Origin of the sequence: Pantoea sp. BJ2 (assembly GCF_040255075.1) — a bacterium.
Classification (GTDB): domain Bacteria; phylum Pseudomonadota; class Gammaproteobacteria; order Enterobacterales; family Enterobacteriaceae; genus Pantoea; species Pantoea leporis.
Genome location: NZ_CP158292.1, coordinates 992,580 through 1,013,255 on the forward strand (window position 1 = coordinate 992,580; position 20,676 = coordinate 1,013,255).

Annotated in this window: 21 protein-coding genes and 1 pseudogene; 15 read left to right on the forward strand and 7 right to left on the reverse strand. The window is 56.7% G+C overall.

Features of this window, described 5'->3' with window-relative positions; all coding sequences use genetic code 11:
* The first annotated feature begins 23 nt into the window (after positions 1-23).
* Both AAF463_RS04395 and yniD read left to right on the forward strand, forming a co-directional pair.
* Positions 24-452, forward strand: coding sequence for an OsmC family protein (locus tag AAF463_RS04395; RefSeq protein WP_101762490.1), 429 nt, complete (start codon positions 24-26; stop codon positions 450-452).
* Positions 453-531: 79 nt separating this feature from the next.
* Positions 532-639 carry a small membrane protein YniD gene (yniD, locus tag AAF463_RS04400; protein ID WP_021507251.1) on the forward strand — a complete coding sequence of 36 codons (108 nt, stop codon included), beginning with the start codon at positions 532-534 and terminating at the stop codon, positions 637-639.
* A 114-nt stretch (positions 640-753) separates the two neighbouring features.
* Here yniD and AAF463_RS04405 read toward each other — a convergent pair whose 3' ends face one another.
* Positions 754-987, reverse strand: a complete 234-nt coding sequence (locus AAF463_RS04405) for a hypothetical protein (protein WP_101762489.1) — start codon at positions 985-987, stop codon at positions 754-756.
* A 111-nt stretch (positions 988-1,098) separates the two neighbouring features.
* Entirely contained in the window at positions 1,099-1,269 is a 171-nt protein-coding gene (locus tag AAF463_RS04410; RefSeq protein WP_007887091.1) for a hypothetical protein, read from the reverse strand.
* Positions 1,270-1,481: 212 nt separating this feature from the next.
* Between AAF463_RS04410 and AAF463_RS04415 the strand changes: the two genes are divergently transcribed.
* Positions 1,482-1,649, forward strand: coding sequence for a hypothetical protein (locus tag AAF463_RS04415; protein ID WP_168197444.1), 168 nt, complete (start codon positions 1,482-1,484; stop codon positions 1,647-1,649).
* Between the two features lie 33 nt (positions 1,650-1,682).
* On the opposite strand, the gene AAF463_RS04420 is transcribed toward AAF463_RS04415, so the two are convergent.
* Positions 1,683-2,063: a helix-turn-helix domain-containing protein gene (locus AAF463_RS04420; protein ID WP_192415363.1), complete on the reverse strand. Its 381-nt coding sequence runs from the start codon at positions 2,061-2,063 to the stop codon at positions 1,683-1,685.
* Between the two features lie 99 nt (positions 2,064-2,162).
* On the opposite strand from AAF463_RS04420, the gene AAF463_RS04425 reads away from it, so the two are divergent.
* Complete coding sequence (locus tag AAF463_RS04425) at positions 2,163-2,894, forward strand: SDR family oxidoreductase (RefSeq protein WP_137385239.1); 732 nt, start codon at positions 2,163-2,165, stop codon at positions 2,892-2,894.
* Positions 2,895-2,935: 41 nt separating this feature from the next.
* Here the strand turns inward: AAF463_RS04425 and AAF463_RS04430 are convergent, their stop codons facing one another.
* Positions 2,936-3,583, reverse strand: a complete 648-nt coding sequence (locus AAF463_RS04430; protein ID WP_101762487.1) for a CPBP family intramembrane glutamic endopeptidase — start codon at positions 3,581-3,583, stop codon at positions 2,936-2,938.
* Positions 3,584-3,802: 219 nt separating this feature from the next.
* On the opposite strand from AAF463_RS04430, the gene AAF463_RS04435 reads away from it, so the two are divergent.
* The 3 genes from AAF463_RS04435 to AAF463_RS04445 all read left to right on the forward strand — a co-directional run bounded on the left by AAF463_RS04435 (position 3,803) and on the right by AAF463_RS04445 (position 7,527).
* Positions 3,803-6,391 carry an EAL domain-containing protein gene (locus AAF463_RS04435; protein ID WP_350261589.1) on the forward strand — a complete coding sequence of 863 codons (2,589 nt, stop codon included), beginning with the start codon at positions 3,803-3,805 and terminating at the stop codon, positions 6,389-6,391.
* Between the two features lie 347 nt (positions 6,392-6,738).
* On the forward strand, positions 6,739-7,038 hold the full coding sequence (locus AAF463_RS04440; protein WP_101762485.1) for an I78 family peptidase inhibitor: 300 nt from the start codon (positions 6,739-6,741) through the stop codon (positions 7,036-7,038).
* A gap of 171 nt (positions 7,039-7,209) precedes the next feature.
* Positions 7,210-7,527, forward strand: a complete 318-nt coding sequence (locus AAF463_RS04445; protein WP_350261971.1) for a hypothetical protein — start codon at positions 7,210-7,212, stop codon at positions 7,525-7,527.
* Positions 7,528-7,539: 12 nt separating this feature from the next.
* On the opposite strand, the gene AAF463_RS04450 is transcribed toward AAF463_RS04445, so the two are convergent.
* On the reverse strand, positions 7,540-7,791 hold the full coding sequence (locus AAF463_RS04450; protein WP_101762483.1) for a biofilm development regulator YmgB/AriR family protein: 252 nt from the start codon (positions 7,789-7,791) through the stop codon (positions 7,540-7,542).
* Positions 7,792-8,183: 392 nt separating this feature from the next.
* Here AAF463_RS04450 and AAF463_RS04455 point away from each other — a divergent pair, with 392 nt between their 5' ends.
* The gene (locus AAF463_RS04455) at positions 8,184-9,488 is read left to right on the forward strand and encodes a multidrug efflux MFS transporter (protein ID WP_277974576.1); all 1,305 of its coding nucleotides are present in this window, start codon (positions 8,184-8,186) and stop codon (positions 9,486-9,488) included.
* Here AAF463_RS04455 and AAF463_RS04460 read toward each other — a convergent pair.
* On the reverse strand, positions 9,427-12,507 hold the full coding sequence (locus tag AAF463_RS04460; RefSeq protein ID WP_350261590.1) for a beta-galactosidase: 3,081 nt from the start codon (positions 12,505-12,507) through the stop codon (positions 9,427-9,429). The two genes, AAF463_RS04455 and AAF463_RS04460, sit on opposite strands and share 62 nt — an antisense overlap.
* 253 nt (positions 12,508-12,760) lie before the next feature.
* Between AAF463_RS04460 and AAF463_RS04465 the strand changes: the two genes are divergently transcribed.
* The 7 genes from AAF463_RS04465 to AAF463_RS04495 all read left to right on the forward strand — a co-directional run bounded on the left by AAF463_RS04465 (position 12,761) and on the right by AAF463_RS04495 (position 19,277).
* Complete coding sequence (locus tag AAF463_RS04465) at positions 12,761-12,901, forward strand: hypothetical protein (RefSeq protein WP_199559724.1); 141 nt, start codon at positions 12,761-12,763, stop codon at positions 12,899-12,901.
* 312 nt (positions 12,902-13,213) lie between these two features.
* Positions 13,214-13,468 carry an anti-adapter protein IraP gene (gene iraP / locus AAF463_RS04470; RefSeq protein ID WP_101762480.1) on the forward strand — a complete coding sequence of 85 codons (255 nt, stop codon included), beginning with the start codon at positions 13,214-13,216 and terminating at the stop codon, positions 13,466-13,468.
* A 102-nt stretch (positions 13,469-13,570) separates the two neighbouring features.
* Entirely contained in the window at positions 13,571-13,873 is a 303-nt protein-coding gene (locus AAF463_RS04475; protein WP_101762479.1) for a PsiF family protein, read from the forward strand.
* Positions 13,874-14,161: 288 nt separating this feature from the next.
* Positions 14,162-15,685 carry a sodium:solute symporter family protein gene (locus AAF463_RS04480; RefSeq protein ID WP_101762478.1) on the forward strand — a complete coding sequence of 508 codons (1,524 nt, stop codon included), beginning with the start codon at positions 14,162-14,164 and terminating at the stop codon, positions 15,683-15,685.
* A gap of 1 nt (position 15,686) precedes the next feature.
* Positions 15,687-16,460, forward strand: coding sequence for a glucosamine-6-phosphate deaminase (locus AAF463_RS04485; protein WP_110867775.1), 774 nt, complete (start codon positions 15,687-15,689; stop codon positions 16,458-16,460).
* Entirely contained in the window at positions 16,453-17,622 is a 1,170-nt protein-coding gene (locus AAF463_RS04490; RefSeq protein WP_350261591.1) for an amidohydrolase family protein, read from the forward strand. Before AAF463_RS04485 ends, AAF463_RS04490 begins: the two co-directional genes overlap by 8 nt.
* Positions 17,623-17,747: 125 nt before the next feature.
* Positions 17,748-19,277, forward strand: a complete 1,530-nt coding sequence (locus tag AAF463_RS04495) for an FAD-dependent oxidoreductase (protein ID WP_350261593.1) — start codon at positions 17,748-17,750, stop codon at positions 19,275-19,277.
* A 5-nt stretch (positions 19,278-19,282) separates the two neighbouring features.
* On the opposite strand, the pseudogene AAF463_RS04500 reads toward AAF463_RS04495, so the two are convergent.
* Positions 19,283-20,508 (reverse strand): annotated as a pseudogene (locus AAF463_RS04500) (IS481 family transposase).
* Between the last annotated feature and the right edge of the window lie 168 nt (positions 20,509-20,676).

The window sequence follows — 20,676 nt, forward strand, 5'->3', positions numbered from 1 at the left end:
TCGAACACAACAGGAGGAATGACATGACCATTCATAAGAAAGGATCGGCCCATTGGGAAGGCGACATTAAAGGCAAAGGTACGGTAAGTACCGAAAGCGGCGTGTTGAGCAATCAACCGTACGGTTTCAATACCCGTTTTGAAGGCCAGAAGGGCACTAACCCGGAAGAGCTGATTGGTGCTGCGCACGCCGCTTGCTTCTCAATGGCGTTGTCATTGATGTTGGGCAATGAAGGGCATCCGCCAACAAGCATTGATACCACCGCGGATGTGTCGCTGGATAAAAAGGGCGACGGTTTTGCCATCACCAAAATCGCGCTGACCAGCGCCATCGTCTTACCGGGCATTGATGACGCGAAGTTTGATGAGATCATCCAGAAAGCCAAAGCGGGCTGCCCGGTTTCTCAGGTACTGAATGCTGAAATCACGCTCGACTACACGCTGAATAAATAATCGCCCAAATGGGTGACCAGCGTTAGAATCAACGGTGCGCCTTAGGGCGCATCGTTGCTTTCTGTCGTCTGGAGGATGCGTGGCAAAAAAACTGGCTGCAACCAAACACTGGAAAATGATCGTGGTGCTGTTGTGCATCTGCGGGGCGCTGATGCTGATTCGCTGGGCGGCGATGATATGGGGATGAAAGAGTGGATCAGCAGCCACAAGCTTGGCGTGTTGGTGATGGTGATTTTGGTGCTGGAGTTACTGCACTACCTGCTCACGGCGTCATGGTTCCCATGGCAGATTGGCTAATCAATCAGGCGAACTCACCGTCTGTCTGGCGTACGTTACGCGCACTGCTGCGCGCAATGCGATACGCCTTGCGTGGATCGCCCGCCACGAACTCAAACGTGGGCGAGAAATAGAATGGCAGCCAGCCGCCGAAGCCGCTTTCCCATTCCCAACGTACGGGGCAGGGCCAGAGAATGCCATCATACAAAATGTAATAAACCCAGCGTCCGTTTGGACGACGGGGGCGAGATGTTTTCATTGGATTCACAACGATGATAGTGAAAAGCAGCTTATATTTTGAACGCTACAACCCATTCTTGCAATGCCGTTTGGCTACTATTTGCGCAACTTTAATCAAGCTGGCACCGAATTAACGGTGCACTTCGCCACAAAGTAAGACCACATTTGGCCGTACTTTATGGATGCGATCGGCCATCTGCTCACAGGCCACTTTGGTCGGATAGATACGCTCCGAAACCGGTAAGGCATCACAGGCATCATGCCCACACGCGCTCACTAATAAAACAAAACCAATCAGCATAATTAGACTCCTTTAACACCTTCTCGCTGGTACGGAATGTGTGGCTGGTCGTTCCCTTTTTTGATCCAGTATAGCTAAACGCGTTGAGAGTCAATTATCACCCTGAGCGGCTTTCTTGTCCGGCTCGCAAGATTATACGCATCGCAGTGCGCAACCGTAGCTCAATCTGGGCTAAACTATGCGGCCCTGATAAAAACGATGAGTGAGTTAACATGTCGAACGAAATTGCCCAACCAGCCAGCAGCCCAAAACAAGCCGCCTTGCAACTGGTGATTGAACTGGTGCGCGCGGGAAAACTGAGCCCGCTGCACGGTGATGCTTCCAACATGATTTCTATCTACGAACAGTTCAAAACCCATTTCGAAGCGGAAAAAGAGTAATTTTTGTGCCAGCGGTCGCCATGAATGGCGGCCCTAGGCGATCTCATCCGTGTGGGTGCGGTCGTACTCTTCCTGCGCGCGTTCCAGTGATGGACCGTGCTCCAGCGCCCAGTCATACAACGCGACAAACGGTTGTTGCAGCGTCTGTGCCAGCGGCGTCAGGCTGTATTCCACGCCGATCGGCGCGGTGTTCAGCACTTCGCGATTCACCAGCCCATTACGCTCCAGCCGCTTTAACGCATCCGCCAACGCCTTGTGAGTGATGCCATCCAGCCGACGACGAATCTCGTTAAAACGCGACGGCTTAGTACAAAGCACGGTGAGAATTAAAATCGACCATTTATTGGTGATGTGCTCCAGCACCGGCCGGGTTTTTCCTACATCTCTCAAGCTGTTACCGTCGATCTCTGCCATGGCGATATACTCCGCGATATCTGGTATAAACAAAGTGCGTAATTGTTATTAAGTATAAAATATATACCATCAGCTTTCTACCCAAACAGGAGAGAGCAGATGAGCAGACTGGATAACAAAGTGGCAGTGGTACTGGGCGGCGCAAAAGGAATTGGTCTGGCAATCAGCCAGCGTTTTGCCAGTGAGGGCGCTACCACCTGGTTTACCTCGCGCCGTGACGAGGAGTTACAGACCGCCAGCAGCAGCATCAGCGGCAACGCGCATCCGCTGCGTGCCGATGTGAGCCAGCAGAGTGAATTGACGCGCATTATTGAAACGATCACGCGTGAATCCGGCCAGCTGGATGTGTTGGTGATCAACGCTGGGATGGCGGAGTACGCTACCATTGATGAGATTAGCGCTGAGCATTTTGATCACATCTTCGGCCTCAATGTGCGCTCGCCGGTGTTTGCCCTGCAGGCCGCGTTGCCGCTGCTGAAGCCCGGCGCCAGCGTGGTATTGATTGGTTCTATTGCCGATGTGATTGGCACCGAAGGATACGGCGTTTACAGCGCCAGCAAAGCCGCGCTGCGATCCTTTGCCCGTACCTGGACGCGCGAGCTCTCTGCGCGCGGTATCCGCATTAACGTGGTGGCGCCTGGCCCGATCGATACCGATATGATGCGGGCGGCTTCTGAAGAGGTGCGCAACGGCATCACCAGCACTATTCCGCTCAGCAGAATGGGCAAGCCCGAAGAGGTGGCCAACGTCGCGCTGTTCCTCGCCAGTGACGAGAGCAGTTACATCGCGGGCGCAGAAATCTGTGTGGATGGCGGTTTGACACAGGTGTAAGCATCATACATAGCCATCTCAGGATGGCTGTTTTGCTTTGGTCAGGCGAAATACCAGGCGGGCAGGATAGCGATTAAATTGTTCAGCGTGTGCAGGAAAATCGGTAGCGCCAGGCTGTTGCTGCGCAGGCGCGCGTAGCACAGCAGCATGGAAAACAGCGTTAAGGCAACCAGCGTTTCCCAGTGCACATATTGGGTATGCATCGCGGCGAACAGCAGGGAGGTGAGCAGCATGCAGGCAAAACGGCTTCTCGGCGCCCACAACAGAAAACCTTGCAGTAAAAATCCCCGGAACAGCACTTCTTCAAACACCGGTGCCAGCAGCACGGCGGTGAGCAGCAGAATCAGCATCGAGCTTCGTCCCTGCTGCGATTGCGCAATCAGCCAGCCTTCGGGTTGCAGAAATTGTGTCTGCGCCACCATCAAAGCAAACAGCAATCCAATAAACAGCAGCGCCTGCATCGGCCGCACAAAGCCCAGCGGAATGTCGCTGCGACGCTGACAGTAAAAACGGTACAGCGGATAGATCACCGCAAACTCCACCAGGCAAAGCACCGGCATCAGCAAGCCGTTGGTACGCAGCATCCCGTAATTGGGAAACAGCGTAACCAGCATGGTCACAAGGTAATAGACCACAAAGCTACCCACGTAGAACAGCGTTAACGTAACTTTGTCGGATTGGGTGTCCATAGGCGACTCAGCGAGCAGAGGAGAGCGCATAGTAGCAACGCCGATCATCCCTGTCGAGGTGGCGTGCTGCACATTTGCGCTGCTCAAATATTCCACCAACAAGACTAAATCTGCGGCGCTCGGGGCCGATAACCGATCAAACCCTTACAGGGTGGAGATGTGCGCAGTCTGCGTTGTCATCCGCCTTTTTTTGCTGCCTGTATTCTACGAGCAATGCGCATGAATTCTGAGTTTCACCGGCACACGGCACTGGCCGCCAGGACCAATATGGAAGCACACACGGTAAGGCTGACGCGGCGCATTCTGCGCACCTTATCCTCGCTGCTGTTTGGCGTGCTACTTCTCTCTGTGGTGATGGTGTTAGTTATCGCCCATCGACAAAACATCGACTCAATCCAGCAGGATGCCAATCTGATGCGTCAGGCGTGGCAGCAACAGCAGCAACAGATGCTCGTCGATGCGCGCGATTATGCTAACTGGGGCGAAGGCTGGAAAAACCTGCATCTGACGGTCAATAAGGTTTGGGCGTGGGACGAAGAGAACTTTGGTCCGGGGCTTTACAAGGAGTATCACTACGACGGCGTGTTCGTGGTCGATGGCAATGGAAAAACCCGCTATGCGGTGATTAACGGTGAATTATCGGATGCTTCGATTGAGAGCTTGTTAGGCGCACAAAGCAACGTACTGCTAAGCGCGGCGCGCTCACGGCATGACGCCGTTGCAGGCAATGCGCTGGTGGAGAGTAACCCGGCGATTGTCGTGGCCGCGCCGATTACGCCGGGCAAAGGACAGGATTTGCCGACGATGCCCGGCCCCGCTTCGGTCATGGTGTTCGTTAACACTTTCACGCCACAAAAACTGCAAACGCTGGGCAAAGCCCTGAATGTGATTGAACCGCGCATCGCTAGCGATTTAAACGATGCGCGGTTTGAGCCACGGCTGGTGGAGCCGGTGCTGCAGGGCGAACCCCTGGTGCTGCGCTGGCAGCCGAAAAATCCCGGCTTCGGTGTGATGTGGCTGATGATGCCGCTGCTGCTGTTCACCGCGCTGGCGGTGGCGCTGGTGACGCGTCGCGTGCTGCGGCATGCACTGCACAACGCGGTGATCTCCGATCGTCGCTTTGAAATGCTGGCGATCAGTCAGCGTGAGTTGGCCAACAGCGAAGAGCGTTTTCGCGATCTGGCGGAAGCCGCGTCGGACTGGATTTGGGAAGTCGACGCACAGGGCCGCCTCTGTTATCTCTCGTCGCGCTTTGCTGCGGTGACCGGCCATGAAGTGAAAAGCTGGATTGGACGTCCGCTCGATCAACTGCTGAGCCATCCCAGCCATTCGCTGGTCTCCTGGCTGATGCGTCAAGGCGAAGAGGTGAAACATGTGCCGCTGCGCTGCCAGTTTATGTCGGCCAACGGCGAGCGCCGCATTGGGCAGTTAATGGCGAAAGCCATTCGGCGTAACGGCTTGCGCTCGGGTTTTCGCGGCACGGTGTCGGATATCACTCATGAAGTTGACGCCGAAGCGCGCATTCAGTTTCTGTCACGTCATGACATGCTGACCGGCCTCGCGAACCGCATGCAGCTGCAGGAGTATTTAACCGCGTATCTGGAGTGCGTCAGCGCGGATGATCCGCTGTTTGTCATCAGTTTCGATCTCGATCAGTTCAAACCGATCAACGATACGTGGGGCCACGCGGTCGGTGATGACGTTCTGAATGAGATCTCGACACGGCTGAAAAGCTTGCTGGCGCCGAATGAACTGGCGGCCCGGCTCGGCGGCGATGCCTTTATTTTGCTGCTGCGCGAAAGCACGCGGGCGGGTGTGGAATATCGCTGTCGTGCGCTGCAGCGCATGGTGCATCAACCGATCATCAGCGGATCGCATCAAATCAGCCTCACCGCCAGCATGGGCATCGTATCAGCACCGCAGGATGCGGCTCAGCCGGAAGCGCTGTTACGCCTGGCCGATATTGCGCTGGCTCAGGCGCGCAGTGCCGGACGCGATCGGTGGGTTTGGTACTCCACCGATATGGCGAACCATCTGCAGTCAAAACGCGACATGGTGCAGGCGATTGAGGGCGCGCTGCACAATCACGCCTTCACGCTGCATTATCAGCCGCGCTATCAGCTGCAAAGCGGGCAGCTGGCTGGCGCTGAAGCGCTGATTCGCTGGCAGATAGCCGACGATCAATGGATCACACCCGATCGCTTTATTCCGTTAGCGGAAGAGAACGGCCTGATCGCTGCGATCAGTGATTGGGTGCTGATGCGCGCATGCGTGGACGCCCGCGACTGGGGCGAACAGCGCTATGTTTCTGTGAATATTTCGCCGGTGGAGTTTCGTAATAACGATCTGGTGCAGCGCGTGGCGCATGCGCTGGAGGTGAGTGGATTACCGGCCACACGGCTGGAGCTGGAGATCACCGAAAACGTCACTTTTGAGAATCCGGATCGCGCATTGGAGATCATGCAAGGCCTGCGCGCGCTCGGCGTGCGGCTGACGGTGGATGATTTTGGTACCGGCTATGCGGCGTTGGGCTATCTGAAAACTTTCCCGTTCAACGGCTTGAAGATCGATCGTTCATGGATGAAGGAGTTCCCGGAATCGCAGCAGGCGCAATCGGTGGTGGCGGGGATTGTCGGCCTGGCGCGCGCGTTTGCGCTGACCATTACCGCTGAAGGGATTGAAACCGAAGCACAGCTAAAGGCGCTGAAAGCGCTGTCGTGTGAAGAAGGGCAGGGATATGTCCTTGGCCGACCCATGTCGCTGGCAGCCTTCAATGCGCGGTTACAGGAAGAGGAAACCGTCAATTGATTTTGCACACATTGTAGCGGCGCAATGCATTGCGTGATAAATCGCGCCGCTACGAAATGTGCGCGGCTTTTTAACGCACTCTGATCGCAACAAACGTCATCAGAGCGGCGAAGCCAACAAAAATTACCAGTTCCATCATTGCCTCCTCGCTAAGAAAATTCTTAGTTAATTGTAGTGGCTGGCGGATTGATTTTTAGACAGTGCGTGCGATTAATCCTAACTTTTGAGAGGAAGATCGCCCTTTTGAGCTGATTAGTGCGACCAATCTGCTGTAAAAATTTCCGTTTCACGGTCACGCTTTGCTACTCTCAAAAACCGGTTGTCTATTTATCCAGGAGGAGAAACTTGTGACCCATTATGGAAAAGCGCTACTGGTAACGGCCTTTTTTGCCCTGACCGCTTGCCAGTCAGCCAGCAAACCTGACGCCAGCGCGGCTGCCAGCCACGATCCGGAAACCGATCAGTGCGGCGCATCGCAATACCAAAACTACGTTGGTCAGCCATTATCGACGCTCGACAACAAACGCTTCGCGGTGCCCGTGCGTGCTATTCCGTGGAATTCAGCGGTAACGATGGATTTCAATCTGCGTCGGATAAATTTCGCGGCGGATCAAAGCGGTAAAATTTCCCGGGTGTACTGCGGATAACAAAAAAACGACATTGCATTGTCATCTGGCTGTCACAGCGCCGGGCGAGGATAACTGCGCACTACGGAGATTTCCTCGTCACTCTCGAATATGCAATGTTCGTCTTATTTCTTCCCGCTGCGGCGGGAATTTTTTTATCTTTCGGCCTGCAAGGCTGATGGAGGAGTGATGATGAGAACGCGTGGAAAATTGCTGCTGTTAACGCTGTTGTTGAGTCCGCTGGCGCAGGCGTCGAGCGAAGCCGCATGGCAGCAGAACGACAAAAATATGCAGCAAAGCTGTATCAAGGCCAGCGGCCTGAAGACAGCGAAAGTGGTGGGTAAGCCGATTCAGTATGATGACAGCGTGGGCTTTGATGCGCTGCTGCTGGAAGGTCGCTATCCGCAAAAGCACATGAAAAATCAGGTCGGACGCGAACTCTGCCTGTACCAGCGTCAAAGCGGCAAGGCATTTGTCAGCGAAGCCGACCATCTGCGTGCGGTAAAATAGTGGCGTGGGCCGCTATTTCTGCGGCCCCGATTCCAGCAGTTTTGCCAGTAAGTTGCGGTAGCTCTGCAGCTGCTGTTCATCCCCTTCAAATTCCAGCTTATCAATCACGCGCGCAATAATCGCTTTGCTGGTGGCAGGCTGTCCGTCATCCATCAGTTCGCGCATGATCGCCGCCAGCATGTCGCTCTCATGCGGTGCATGCCAGGCTGGGCTATTGAAGTAGTCGGTAATCGCCCGACTGGCGCTGTTTGGCTGGGTTCTCATAGCTGACCTCCGCAGAGACAACGATGCCCACCGCCGGATAATGGCAGCATGGGGAAATTGGGTTTAATCATGCGGACTGTCCAGAACAGACAGCGCGTCGCCAGTGATAACTGGTGGTTTTTTAAACATAGATGCGGTGTGGAATATTGTCAGTAACGTGTAGACATATTTTTTCACGTTTGCCTGCCATTGCGATGCGCTTATCTTGCGGCAGGCTGGGTTTCAGCACATAAAGACACTAAAAAACGGCTTTCAGACATGATTTGCTGTGAGCAAAATCACGCTCGACAGTGTAAAACTGCGTTTTTTCGCCCATGCCATGTTTTGCCGTCCGGTAATGTTATGAGATTGTTAGACTGAACTCTCGTTTCATTCTGCTGATGCCCACGCCCATGTTACGCTCCATCGAGTCCTGGAAAGTTAATCTGATATCCGTTTGGTTCGGCTGCTTTTTTACCGGCCTTGCTATCAGTCAGATCATTCCCTTCCTGCCGCTGTATGTGGAAGAACTCGGGATTCGTGGCGGTAACGCGCTCAGCATTTGGTCTGGGCTCACTTTCAGCGTCACCTTCATTGTTTCTGCCGCCGTCGCGCCGTTGTGGGGCAGCCTTGCTGACCGTAAAGGGCGCAAGCTAATGCTGCTGCGCGCCTCTTTCGGCATGGGCGCGGTGATTCTGCTGCAGGCGTTTGTCACTCAGGCGTGGCAGCTGTTGCTGCTGCGCGCGCTGATGGGCCTTACGTCCGGCTACATTCCCAATGCGATGGCGCTGGTGGCGGCGCAGGTGCCGCGCGAGCGCAGCGGCTGGGCGCTCAGCTGTGTTTCCACCGGGCAGATCAGCGGCGTCATTCTCGGGCCGATGATTGGCGGTTTGCTGGCGGACTGGCTCGGTTTACGCATGGTGTTTATCGTCACCGCCGTGCTGCTGATGGTGAGCTTTCTCGTCACCTTATTTCTGATAAAAGAGACCGGTTATACGCCGGTTAGCAAGCAGGACAAGCTGAGCGGGCGCGACGTGTTTCTCACCCTCGATAATCCGCGCTTAATGATCTGCCTGTTCTTCACCACCATGGTGATTCAGATGTGCAACGGCTCGGTGAACCCCATCCTGACGCTGTTCGTGCGCGAGCTGGCACCGAATGCGCAGAACATCGCGTTTCTCAGCGGAGTGATCGCCGCGCTGCCGGGCGTATCGGCGCTGATCTCCGCGCCACGGCTGGGTAAACTCGGCGATCGTATTGGCACGCAACGCATTCTGCTCGCCACTATGATGGTTTCATTATTGCTGCTGGTGGCGATGTCGTTCGTCACCAGCGCGACGCAGTTGGGCGTGTTGCGTTTCCTGTTGGGGTTTGCCGATGGTGCCATGATGCCGGCGGTGCAAACGCTGCTGGTGCGGCATTCACGCGATAACGTCACCGGGCGCATTTTCGGCTACAACCAATCTTTTATGTATCTGGGTAACGTGGCGGGTCCGCTGCTGGGCGCGGCGGTATCGGCGGCAACCGGCTATCGCTGGGTGTTCTTCGCCACGGCGATGGTGGTGATGGTTAACGTGATCTTCCTGCGCCGCTTCTATCGTCGGCCGAAAACCACGCTGACTCCACCTTTGAGCCAGCGTGAAACCGCAGAAAAACCTACTGACGCAACGTCAGCGCGTAGTGCCAGCGCTGCTGAGAAAGCAAAAACTCCGGGCTAACGCTTGGGCTCCATGAATCATCACCGCCGACGCCCATGTGGAAGCCATCGAGGTGCAGCCAGCACCCATCCTCTTGCTGCAATAAGTGGCGATGCGAGGTGGCACGCAGCTGTTCAAGGCTGAAGCGACTGAGCGAAAAGGCGAAGTCGCCGCTCACCTGCAAGCCATTGCTCTGTAACTGACGCGTGCCACAGCGCAAACCATTTTCACCGGGGAACACATACGCGGTGCTGAGCGCTGCCAGTGGCAGCTGCCAGCGCGAGAACTGCGCCGCCAGTTGGCGATCCGGATAGTTCTCGTGCGGGCCCAAACCGAGCCAGCTCACCTGCTGCGGCGACTTCGCCAGTTGGCAGCGCAGCCCGATGCGTGCCGGCGCCGGCAGACCGGGCGCCTGTTCCACATTGACGCTAATGGACAACTCACCGTTAGCATTAATTTGATAGCGTTTGTGGCTGGTGAAAGCCAGCTGACCGTTGGCCAGCCACTGATGCCAGGTTTCAATCAGCACGCTGTGTTTCAGGCTATCGACCTGCATATCCACCAGCACCGCTTGCAACTCATCGTAGCCCGCACGTTTCCAGCGCTCGACCCACGCATTGGGATCAACATTGGCAGCTTCGCTGGTGCCGATATCGTTATCAATCGGCGCACGAATAAAGCACTCCTGCAGCGGCGTGAGCAGCGTTTCTTCATCATCGACAAACCATTGCACCAGCTCGCCGCTGCGGCGCGAGAAGTGCCAGCGCTGCTGCGGCACAACTACCGCCACCAGATCGTGATTGGCAATCAGTTCCGGCGCGGTGGCACCGATCTCCACAACGCGCACCGGCAGCGCAGCGGGCAACGGCCACTGATCCCAGGCGACGCGCGCATCCGCTTCGGACCACGGCGTGGCGTTGATTTGATGCACCGCCAGGTTCAGCCACGCGTTGCCCTGCAAATCTTCACTGGCGGGCAGCGTAAAGGTCTGGCTGCCTTGAGCGGCGAGATCGAGCGGCAATTCACCGCTGGCGATGGCAACGCCATCCTGCTCGATTGACCAGCGCAGCACTTCGTTATCGCTGCGGCGGAACAGATATTCGCTGCTGACGGTAAAGCGATACGGCTCGTTAGCGTCCCGCTGAAACTGGAAGAACTGCTGCGCGCGCTGGGCTTCAAACAGCGCCGGATGCGGTGAGCGGTCGGCAAAAACCAGCCCGTTCATGCAGAACTGGCGATCGTTCGGCGTATCGCCAAAATCTCCGCCGTAGGCTTGCCAGGCTTCACCGTTGTCGTCGTAGCGCGTCAGGCTTTGATCGACCCAATCCCAGACGAAGCCGCCCTGCAAGCGCGGGAACTGGCGGAAGGCTTGCCAGTATTTCGCGAAACCGCCAAAGCTGTTGCCCATCGCGTGGGCGTATTCACACAGAATCAATGGCCGCGTCTCGCCCGGCAAACCAATCCACTTTTTCAGCGACCACTTTGGCACCGCCGGAAAAGGCTGATCCTGATCGACGCGCGCGTACATCGGGCAGACGATATCGGTGGCGGCGGTGTTGGCGCCGCCGCCTTCGTACTGCACCGGACGCGTCGGATCGCTGCTTTTCACCCAGTGATAGAGCGCATCGTGCGTGCTGCCGTGACCTGATTCGTTGCCCAGCGACCAGATAATGATGCAGGCATGATTGCGGTCACGCTGAACCATGCGCGTGACGCGCTCGCTGTAGGCGGCGAACCAGCGCGGATCGCTGGAGAGGCGATTCATGGGCTGCATACCGTGCGTTTCGATATTCGCCTCATCCACCACATACAAACCGTATTGATCGCACAGGCGATACCACAGCGGATGATTGGGATAGTGCGCGCAGCGTACCGCGTTAAAGTTGTGGCGCTTCATCAGCTCGATGTCGCGGCGCATGCTGGCTTCATCCACCACCTGACCGTTTTCCGGGTGATGTTCATGGCGATTCACACCGCGAATCAGCAGCGGCTTGCCGTTGAGGCACAATTGGCCCTGTTCAATGCTGACGCGGCGGAAACCGACGTCGTAAGCTTCGGCTTCGAGCACGGCACCGTTTTCATCCAGCAGCGTCACCACCGCGCGATAGAGATGCGGCGTTTCGGCGCTCCACAGTTGCGGCTGGTTGACCGGCAAGATCAGCAGGGCGCGTTCGGGATAATGACCGCGCTCGTCGATAATCGCACTGCCGGGTGCCTGTTCCTGCTCACCAATGCAGCTGGCGCCGCGCCACAAACTGACGCGCAATCGGCACTGCGCGGGCTGACGAGCGCCGGCGTGGATCTTGACGCTGACACGCAGATCGCCGCGCAGGTATTCCGGGCTCAGCGCGGTTTCAATCTGCACATCGGCCAGCTGCGTCTCCGGCTTATGCAGCAAGCTGACATCACGGAAGATGCCGCTCATGCGCCACATATCCTGATCTTCCAGATAGCTGCCATCGCACCAGCGCAGCACCATCACGGCTAAGCGGTTCTGGCCGGGCTGCAAAGCGTGAGTGAGATCAAACTCGGCGGGCAGGCGGCTGTCCTGCGAATAGCCGATCCACTGGCCGTTACACCACAGGAAGAAGGCCGAATTTACGCCATCAAAGATAATGCGCGTCTGGCCCTGTTGCAGCCAACTAACATCCACTTTGAATGTGAGCGAGTAGCATCCAGTAGGATTCTGTTGCGGCACCAAAGGTGGCGTTACCGGAATTGGATACTGCACATTGGTATAAATTGGCGCGTCAAAGCCGTGCAGCTGCCAGTTTGCCGGCACCGGCAGCGCATGTGCGCCAGGCAAATCCTGCAGCAGCCAGCTTTGCGGTACCGCTTCCGGCTGCGTGAAGTAGCTGAAGGTCCATTGGCCGTTCAATAGCTGGCGCGAAGGCGAAGGGCGGTCATCGCGCGCGCTTATTTCGTCGCGCCAGCTGGCAAACGGCGGATGCGCATCCAGTCGATTAAGGCTGGTGATCACCGGATTTTCCCAGTCACGGCGCGCCAGAATTTCACTCAGGGAGACAGCAGATAAGCTCATGATGAGATCTCATTTATTGTAATGCGCTCACATTGCGTGAAATCGCACCGGCTGTAAAGCGATCAACAACGATTTTGCGCAGCGCGTTGGCAGCAATCTATGTCACCCGTGCAATGTTTTTCCCGCTTTAGTGCCAGTAAATTGTTAAGCGTGGTGAGCAGAGATGAATAGCGCCGGGTTGCGGAGAATTCTGTATTGTCGTGCCCGATGCGGCCTCATACACTCAGCCCGATTTCACCATTCCGAGGTAATTATGGTCCGTATGATTAAAATTGCCGCAGTTGTGGCATTGGTCACCGCGTTGAGCGGTTGTATTTTCCCACCTCCGGGTGGCGGCGGTTGGGGCGGCGGTCATGGTGGCGGTCCGGGACGCGGCTTTATGGGGCCGCATTAATACCCGTCATACTTCAGGCTGCAGGTGCGTTGGCTGCGTGCATTCACCTTCAGTCATTTAGTGAAGTAAGCTCCTGAGGATGATTGCACTTGCCGCCTTCCTGCAGTCGAATTATTTAGGATATAGGTGAGCGAAACGTTTCAATAAATCTTTGAACGTCCAGTGAAACGTTTCGCTATTACCTGTTGAAATCTAGCCGGTTTTTTTATTCTGCCGTTTGGCTGTTTTTTCTCTAAAACGGCTTAAAAATCCTTGTTGTTTTATTCAGCGCAATGCTAACGTCTGTTTTTCTTCTCTCATTGAGCTTGTCGCATGAAAAACCTGATTGCGGAACTCCTTCTAAAGCTGGCTGAAAAAGAAGAAGAGTCTAAAGAATTAGTGGCTCAGGTTGAGGCATTAGAAATCGTGTTAACCGCGATGCTGCGCAAACTGAATCCCGATCAATTCCACGACATTGAGGCCGCTATTAAATTAGCCATGCCACCCGTCGCTCCCGCGGCTGAAACGCCCGATACCACCATGCTGCGTAATTACGTAGAGAAGTTGCTGCATCATCCGCGCGTATAATGGCTATCGCCTGTTTTTGCAGGCAATTGTCATTATCGATTTCTCGTATTTGCTTATTCCGTGCCATGCTTAGAGAGCAATAATGCTACGGAGAATCCGGTAATGAAATCGTGTCTTTTGGCAATAATGACAGCAGGCTTGCTGATTGCAGGCGGAGCGAGTGCGGCAGAGAAAACCGCACAGCAGGAAAAAATGACCCAGTGTAACCAGAGCGCCGGTACACAAAATCTGAAAGGCGATGCGCGTAAAAGCTTTATGAGTGACTGTCTGAAAAAAGACAGCAAAATAGGCAGTATGACGCCGCAACAAATGAAGATGAAAACCTGTAATGCTGATGCGAGCGATAAAAAGCTCACCGGCGATGCACGTAAAACGTTTATGAGTTCGTGCCTGAAGAAAAGCTGATTTAATTAGCGATAAATCGTCGCCGTTTTTAAATCACTCATGCGTGAAAAGGAATAAGGGTTCATGTTTAGCGTGAACCCTTTTTTTATTGCTGTAAGCTGCGGCGCAGACATATTCAATTTTACTTATCACGTCAGAGGAAAAACTCATATCAGGATCCTCATCACAAAATCGCACCGATAACGCTGCCAGGATGCTTTAGTCCTAAATGGTGACTAATTATTCCATTCGCTCAATCCCCGCGAAGCCAGAGCGTTCGTTGGGCAGCCTTTACCTGTGGAGTCTGCTATGAATGTGCTTGATTATGCTGTGATGGCGCTTTATGCGCTGATGATTGTGGCTATAACCTTGTGGGCGATGCGCAAGGTAGGCAGCACGCGTGATTTCTTTGCGGCTGGCGGCAAAATGCCGTGGTGGCTGTCGGGCGTGTCGCATCATATGTCAGGCTACAGCGCGGCGGTGTTTGTCGCCTATGCGGCGGTGGCTTACAACATGGGCATCACCATCTATTTTTGGTGGGCGTTTCCCATCGCGATCGCGGTGTTGATAGGTTCACGCCTGTTTGCGCCGCGCTGGGCGCGCTTGCGCATCTATATGAACATTGAATCGCCGATGGAATATCTCGCCACGCGCTACAACCTGCCAACGCAAATGGTGCTGGCGTGGAGCGGGGTGCTGCTGAAAACTTTTGACGTCGGCGCGAAGTGGGCGGCAATTGCGGTGATCATCAACGTCTTCACCGGACTCGATCCGCTGATTGGCATCTGCGTTTCCGGCGCGCTGAGTTTGTTTTACACCGTGATGGGCGGATTGTGGGCGGATGCCTGCAACGACTTCGGCCAGTTCGTGGTGCAGTTTGTCGCCGCGATTGTGATGGTGGTCGCGGTGGCGGTGCATCTCGGCGGCTTTGCTGAGCTGTTTACCATCTGGCAGCGTTTGCCGCCAACCCACACCCAGATCATTCAGGAGCCGTACAGCATCGGCTTTATTCTCGCCTATTTCGTCATCTACACGCTGAGCTATAACGGCGGCACCTGGAATCTGGCGCAGCGCTTTATTGCCGCGCCCGCCGGTCGCGATGCACGCAAAGCGGCGCGCCTCTCCGCCGCGCTCTATCTCATCTGGCCGCTGATTCTGTTCTGGCCGATGTGGGCAGCGCCGCTGCTGTTTCCCAATCTCAGCGATCCGTCGCGCTCTTATTCGATGATGGCGATGGAGCTGCTGCCGAATGGTCTAGTGGGTTTGGTGCTGGTGGCGATGTTTACTCACACACTGTCGATGACCTCGTCGGATGCCAACGCCATTACGGCGGTGGTGACGCGCGATATCCTGCCCGGCATGCTGCCGAAACACTTTCAGCGCGGTAAAAGCTCGCTGCTGGTGGCGCGGCTCACCGCTTTTATCTTCATTATCACCACGCTGGTGATTGCCATGAACGCCAGCCACTTCGGCGGCGTGCTGTCGCTGCTGATCATCTGGTTTGGCGGCTTAGTCGGCCCGATCTCCATTCCCATGCTGCTGGGTTTGCTGCCGGCATTTCGTCGCAGCGGTAGCGCCGCCGCGCTGGTGAGTTGGGCGATCGGCGTCGGCACTTTCTTCTGCGTGAAATTTGTCTTTACCGATGTCAGCACCGCCACCGTGGTGGCTGCGCCGGTGATGTCCTCGCTGGTGCTGTTTGTGGTGATGGGCTGGTTACGCCGCGCGCCGGTGCGCCCGGAAGTAGATCAGCTGCTGAACGCACTCAATCAGGATCAGGATGCGCCCGCCGCTCAGCGCTGGGCGCACAAAAGCAACGTCTCTCAGGAGGGATAACATGACGCTATTACAACAGGGAACCCGAGATCGCTTACGGATAAAACGCTTCGCCAGCCGCGCGGCATTAGGTGCGGCTGCGGCGCAGGATGTGGCCGCGTTTCTGCGTCAACGGCTGAGTGAACAGCATGTGGTGCGCATGGTGTTTGCCGCCGCGCCCTCGCAAAACGAGTTTCTCGACGCGCTGGTTGCGGCTGGGGATATCGACTGGTCGCGTATTCACGCTTTCCATATGGACGAGTACATCGGGCTGGAGACGGATGCGCCGCAGCGTTTCAGCCACTTTTTACGCCAGAAGCTGTTTGATAGGGTGCAGCCTGGCGAAGTCCATCTACTTCCCTCTTGCGGCGATCCTGCCGCGATCTGTGCGGATTACGCGGCAAAAATTAACGCCGCGTCAATTGATGCGGTGTGCCTTGGCATTGGCGAGAACGGCCATTTAGCCTTCAACGATCCGCCGGTGGCCGACTTCAACGATCCTTTCTCCGTTAAGGTGGTGCAGCTGGATAATGCCTGCCGCCAGCAGCAGGTCAACGATGGCTGTTTCGCCACTGTCGAGGCGGTACCGACGCATGCCGTAACGCTAACGATTCCCGCCTTGATGAGTGGTGCGCGGCTGTTCTGCATGGTGCCGGGTGCGAGCAAACGCGCGGCGGTGCGCGCAACGCTTGAGGATGCGATCTCCACCGCGTGTCCGGCGACGTGTCTGCGCCAGCATGCCGATTGCACGCTCTATACCGACAGCGATGCCTGCCCGGAGGTGACCTTTGACTAACCTCATTTTGCGCGGTCGCGATTACCGCACGCTGCAACCGATTGAGCTGGAGATTGAGTACGGCACCATCAGTGATGTGCGCGCGCTGAATAAACTGGAAGAGGAGATCATCCTCGCGCCGGGCTTGGTCGATCTGCAGGTCAACGGCTTTCAGGGCGTCGATTTCAACCACTTTCCTTTTAGCGAAGAGGATGTGCTAAACGCCACGTGCGCGCTGTGGCAGCAGGGCGTCACCAGCTTTCTGCCAACGGTGATCACCGCCATGCCGGAGGAAATTGCGCAGGCGATGCAGCGACTCGCCAGCGCCCGCCAGCATCATCCTGACGTGGCACGCGCCGTTCCGGGGTTTCATCTGGAAGGACCTTTTTTGTCGCCTGAAGATGGGCCGCGCGGTGCGCATCCGCGCGAGGCGATTCGCGCACCGGATATTGCGCTGTTCGACAGCTGGCAGCAAGCCGCGCAGCAGCATATTCGCCTGCTCACGCTGTCGCCGGAATGGCCGCACAGCGATGCGCTGATCAAACATTGTGTGGCGCAGCAGGTGCGCGTCGCCATTGGGCATACGTCCGCCACGCCAGCGCAAATTCACGCGGCGGTTGACGCGGGCGCCACGCTCTCCACCCATCTCGGCAACGGCGCGCATCTGCAACTGCCGCGTCATCCCAATTACATCTGGCAGCAGCTGGCGGAAGATGCGCTGACGGCCACGTTGATTGCCGATGGCGATCACCTGCCGGCGGACGTGTTGAAAGTGTTCCTGCGTGCCAAAGGCGAGCAGGCGCTGCTGGTCAGTGACGTCACCTCCTTCGCTGGGCAGCCGCCGGGCATCTACGACACCGCGATTGGCGGCCGCGTGCAGCTTAGCGCTAGCGGACGCCTGAGCATCGCCGATGCGCCGCAGCTGCTGGCGGGATCGGCGCGTGGTTTGCTGGAGGGCGTGAACTTCCTGCTGCGCCATCAGCTGGCGACGCTGGCGCAGGCGATTGAGATGGCGTCTGTTCGTCCGGCGCGGCAGCTCAATCTGCCGCAGCAACAAGGTTTGGCCTGCGGCGCACCCGCCGATGTGTTGCTGCTGGCTGCTCAGGCGGACGGCGGCGTGGCTTTACGCGGCTGTGTGAAGCAAGGCGCTGTCGTGTGGCGGGATGGTGAAGATTATCTTTAGCGAATAAACAATAACTTACCTACCGTAGCGCGTTGTCGATGCGGACAAATCACCATGCTTTGCCAGGCTTACTCTTTGTAGGGATTTGCTGAATACCTCAAAAACCACAAGAAAGGAGGCCTAACGTGAGCTATCAAACTGTCGTAGAACTCAAGTCGCTGGCACAGCGCAAACCCACCAAATTTACCGTCGGCGACACCGATGTGGTACTGATTCGTGACGATGAGCGGGTGCAGGCGTTTCAGGCCAAATGCCCGCACGCCGGGGCGCCGTTAGAGCAGGGCGCGGTGTGTGGCGACAAGCTGATCTGTCCGTGGCACAAAGCGGTGTTTCAGCTGCAGGATGGGCAGATGTGCGAGCCGCTGGCGCTGGCGAATCTCAAGCGTTATCCGGTGCGCATCGAACAAGGTAAAGTGCTGGTCAGCCCGCAGGCGATGTCGCCCGCCAGTGCGCCCTCCGTACAAGGCGAGTCACCGGTATGCGTGATTCTTGGTTCGGGCGCGGCGGGGAGTGCGGCGATCTGGACGCTGCGCGATGAAGGTTTTAAAGGGCATATTGTGTTGGTCGAGCGGGAGTCGGCCGCACCTTACGATCGCACCGCACTGAGCAAATTCGTGCCGTCCGGCAAAATGGCGATTGAGGATGTACCCAGGCTGCTGCAGCAGGATGTGCTGGGTACGGTGGAACGGATTCAGGGCGATGTCGAGCAGCTCAAAGCGCTTGAGCAAACGCTGATCCTTAAAGGCGGTCAGCAAGTGAAGTTTGACCAACTGCTCATTGCCAGCGGCGGCGTGCCGCAACCGCTCGATATACCGGGTAAAGATCTCGACGGCGTGCATCTGCTGCGATCGCTTAATCAGGCCGATGAGTTACTTAAAGAGGTGGATAAAACCGAACAGCTGGTGATTATCGGCAACAGCTTTATCGGCATGGAGATGGCAGGTTCGCTGCGTAATCGTGATGTTGATGTCACGGTGATTGCGCGCCAGCCGCTGCCGTTTGCTAAACAGTTTGGCGAAGAGATTGGCCGCCACTTCTACGATCTGCATCGCAGCAACGGCGTGAAGTTTGTCGAAGGCGATCCCGTGGCGCTGGAAGGCGAGGGCAAAGTCACTGCCGTGCGCCTGAAGAGTGGCAAAAAAGTTGATGCCAGCCTGGTGCTGTTTGGCACGGGCGTGGTGCCGGCGACCTCATTCATCCACGACCTGCCGCTGGAGGACGATGGCAGCTTGCTTACCGACAGCCAGCTGCGCGTGGCCGATAACATCTGGGTGGCCGGTGATATCGCCAGTTATCCGTCGGTGCAGGGCCCACAACGCATTGAGCACTATCGCGTGGCGCACCAGCAAGGGCGCATCGCGGCGCTGAATATGTTAGGGAAACAGATCCTGTATGACCGCGTGCCATTCTTCTGGACCGCGCATTACGGTACCCGCTATGAGTATCTGGGGCATGCGGAAGAGTGGGACGATTACCGGCTGCTGGGATCGCTACAGAATAAGCAGTTTATCGCTTTCTATTGTCAGGAAGGGATGATTGCGGCGGTGTGTTCTGCCGGGTTATATACGCTGACAGCAGCGCTGGTGCAGGAGATGCAGCAGCCCATGACGCTGGCGCAGGGTATTGCGCTGTATGAGGCGTACGCAGCGGCCTGATGCCCTCACCCCGGCCCTCTCCCTGTACAGTCCGGGGACATGGTAGACAGGTGTTCGGGGACATGGTGAACACTTTTTAACATCCTTTACCCATGGTGATCGACTTTTTCTTCAGGTCGATCACCCCCACTTTTGTGCTGTACCACCATACCTCGTAGCACCCGTCTTCCTGCATCTCCTTCAGGCCAACGTGCTCTCCCCTGAACGCCTTGCCTGCCTTCAGACTCAGGCCTTTTATAGTCAGCTTCCCACTGATATCTACCTTCCTGACCATCACGCCCTCGTCGTATTCCGCTGACGTTACGCTGGCGCTGTACTGCCGAGCCGATGGCTGATAGCGCGACGCCGGCACCGCCATATCCAGCGCCTCATGCGGGCGTTCAAGGTTATAAACCGTCCGCCAGTGATCGAAGGCGCGCTGCAGCTCACCGTCGTCCGCGAACCACTTCCCCTGCAGCACTTCAGCCTTCAGGCTGCGGTGAAAGCGCTCCAGCTTGCCCTGCGTCTGCGGATGATAAGGCCGGGAGTGCCCCACCCGGATACCCTGTCGCATAAGCCACAGCTCGACGGCCGTCCAGGTCCCGGTAGTGTCGCCCCACGGCGAACCGTTATCCATCGTCATCCGGTCCGGCAGGCCGTAACGTTCAAAGACGCTGACCAGCTGCTTCTGCACCGTCTCACGCCGCTCGTCAGCGCAGTGTACGAGGCACAGCGAGAAGCGGGAGTGATCGTCAAGGAGGGTAAGCGGGTGGCAGCGGCCGCCGCCAAAGGGAAAATGCCCCTTGAAATCCATCTGCCAGAGCTGGTTCGGGGCCGCATGTTCAAACCGGCCCGTGGCCGGGACACCCGGAGCTGAGCCCGGCAGCAGGTCGTGGCGGGCCATCAGGCTGTGGACGGTGCTGAAGGCGGGCATGCGGTGTCCGCGGTCTTCGAGCCAGCGCTTTATCTTGCGCGCGCCCCAGTGCTGATGAAGTTCATGCGCCATACGAAGCAGGTCAGTGATGTCGTCAGACGAGCGGTTGGGAGAGTGATGGGGTATGCAGGGGCGGTCCTGAAGACCGGATTCTCCCTCTTCAGCCCAGCGGCGAAGCCACTTGTAGGCAGTGGCGGAAGAAATGCCGTAGTGACGGCAGAGTGCGCGGATGTTCGCCCCGTCTTGCGAGGCTAACAGAACAAACTCTTTACGTAATGACATGGTATCTCTCGCATCCCAGGACATAAGCGACTCCATAAACGGGTTCTTATGCCTTAGTTGTAAGTGTCTACCATGTCCCCGAACAAGTGTTCACCATGTCCCCGGACTGTACACTCCCACAGGGAGAGGGAGACGCAGCCACATGCCCGATCGGACCCCTCTCCCGCATGCGCGAGTTCGCCACATGCTCGATCCGTTCCCTCT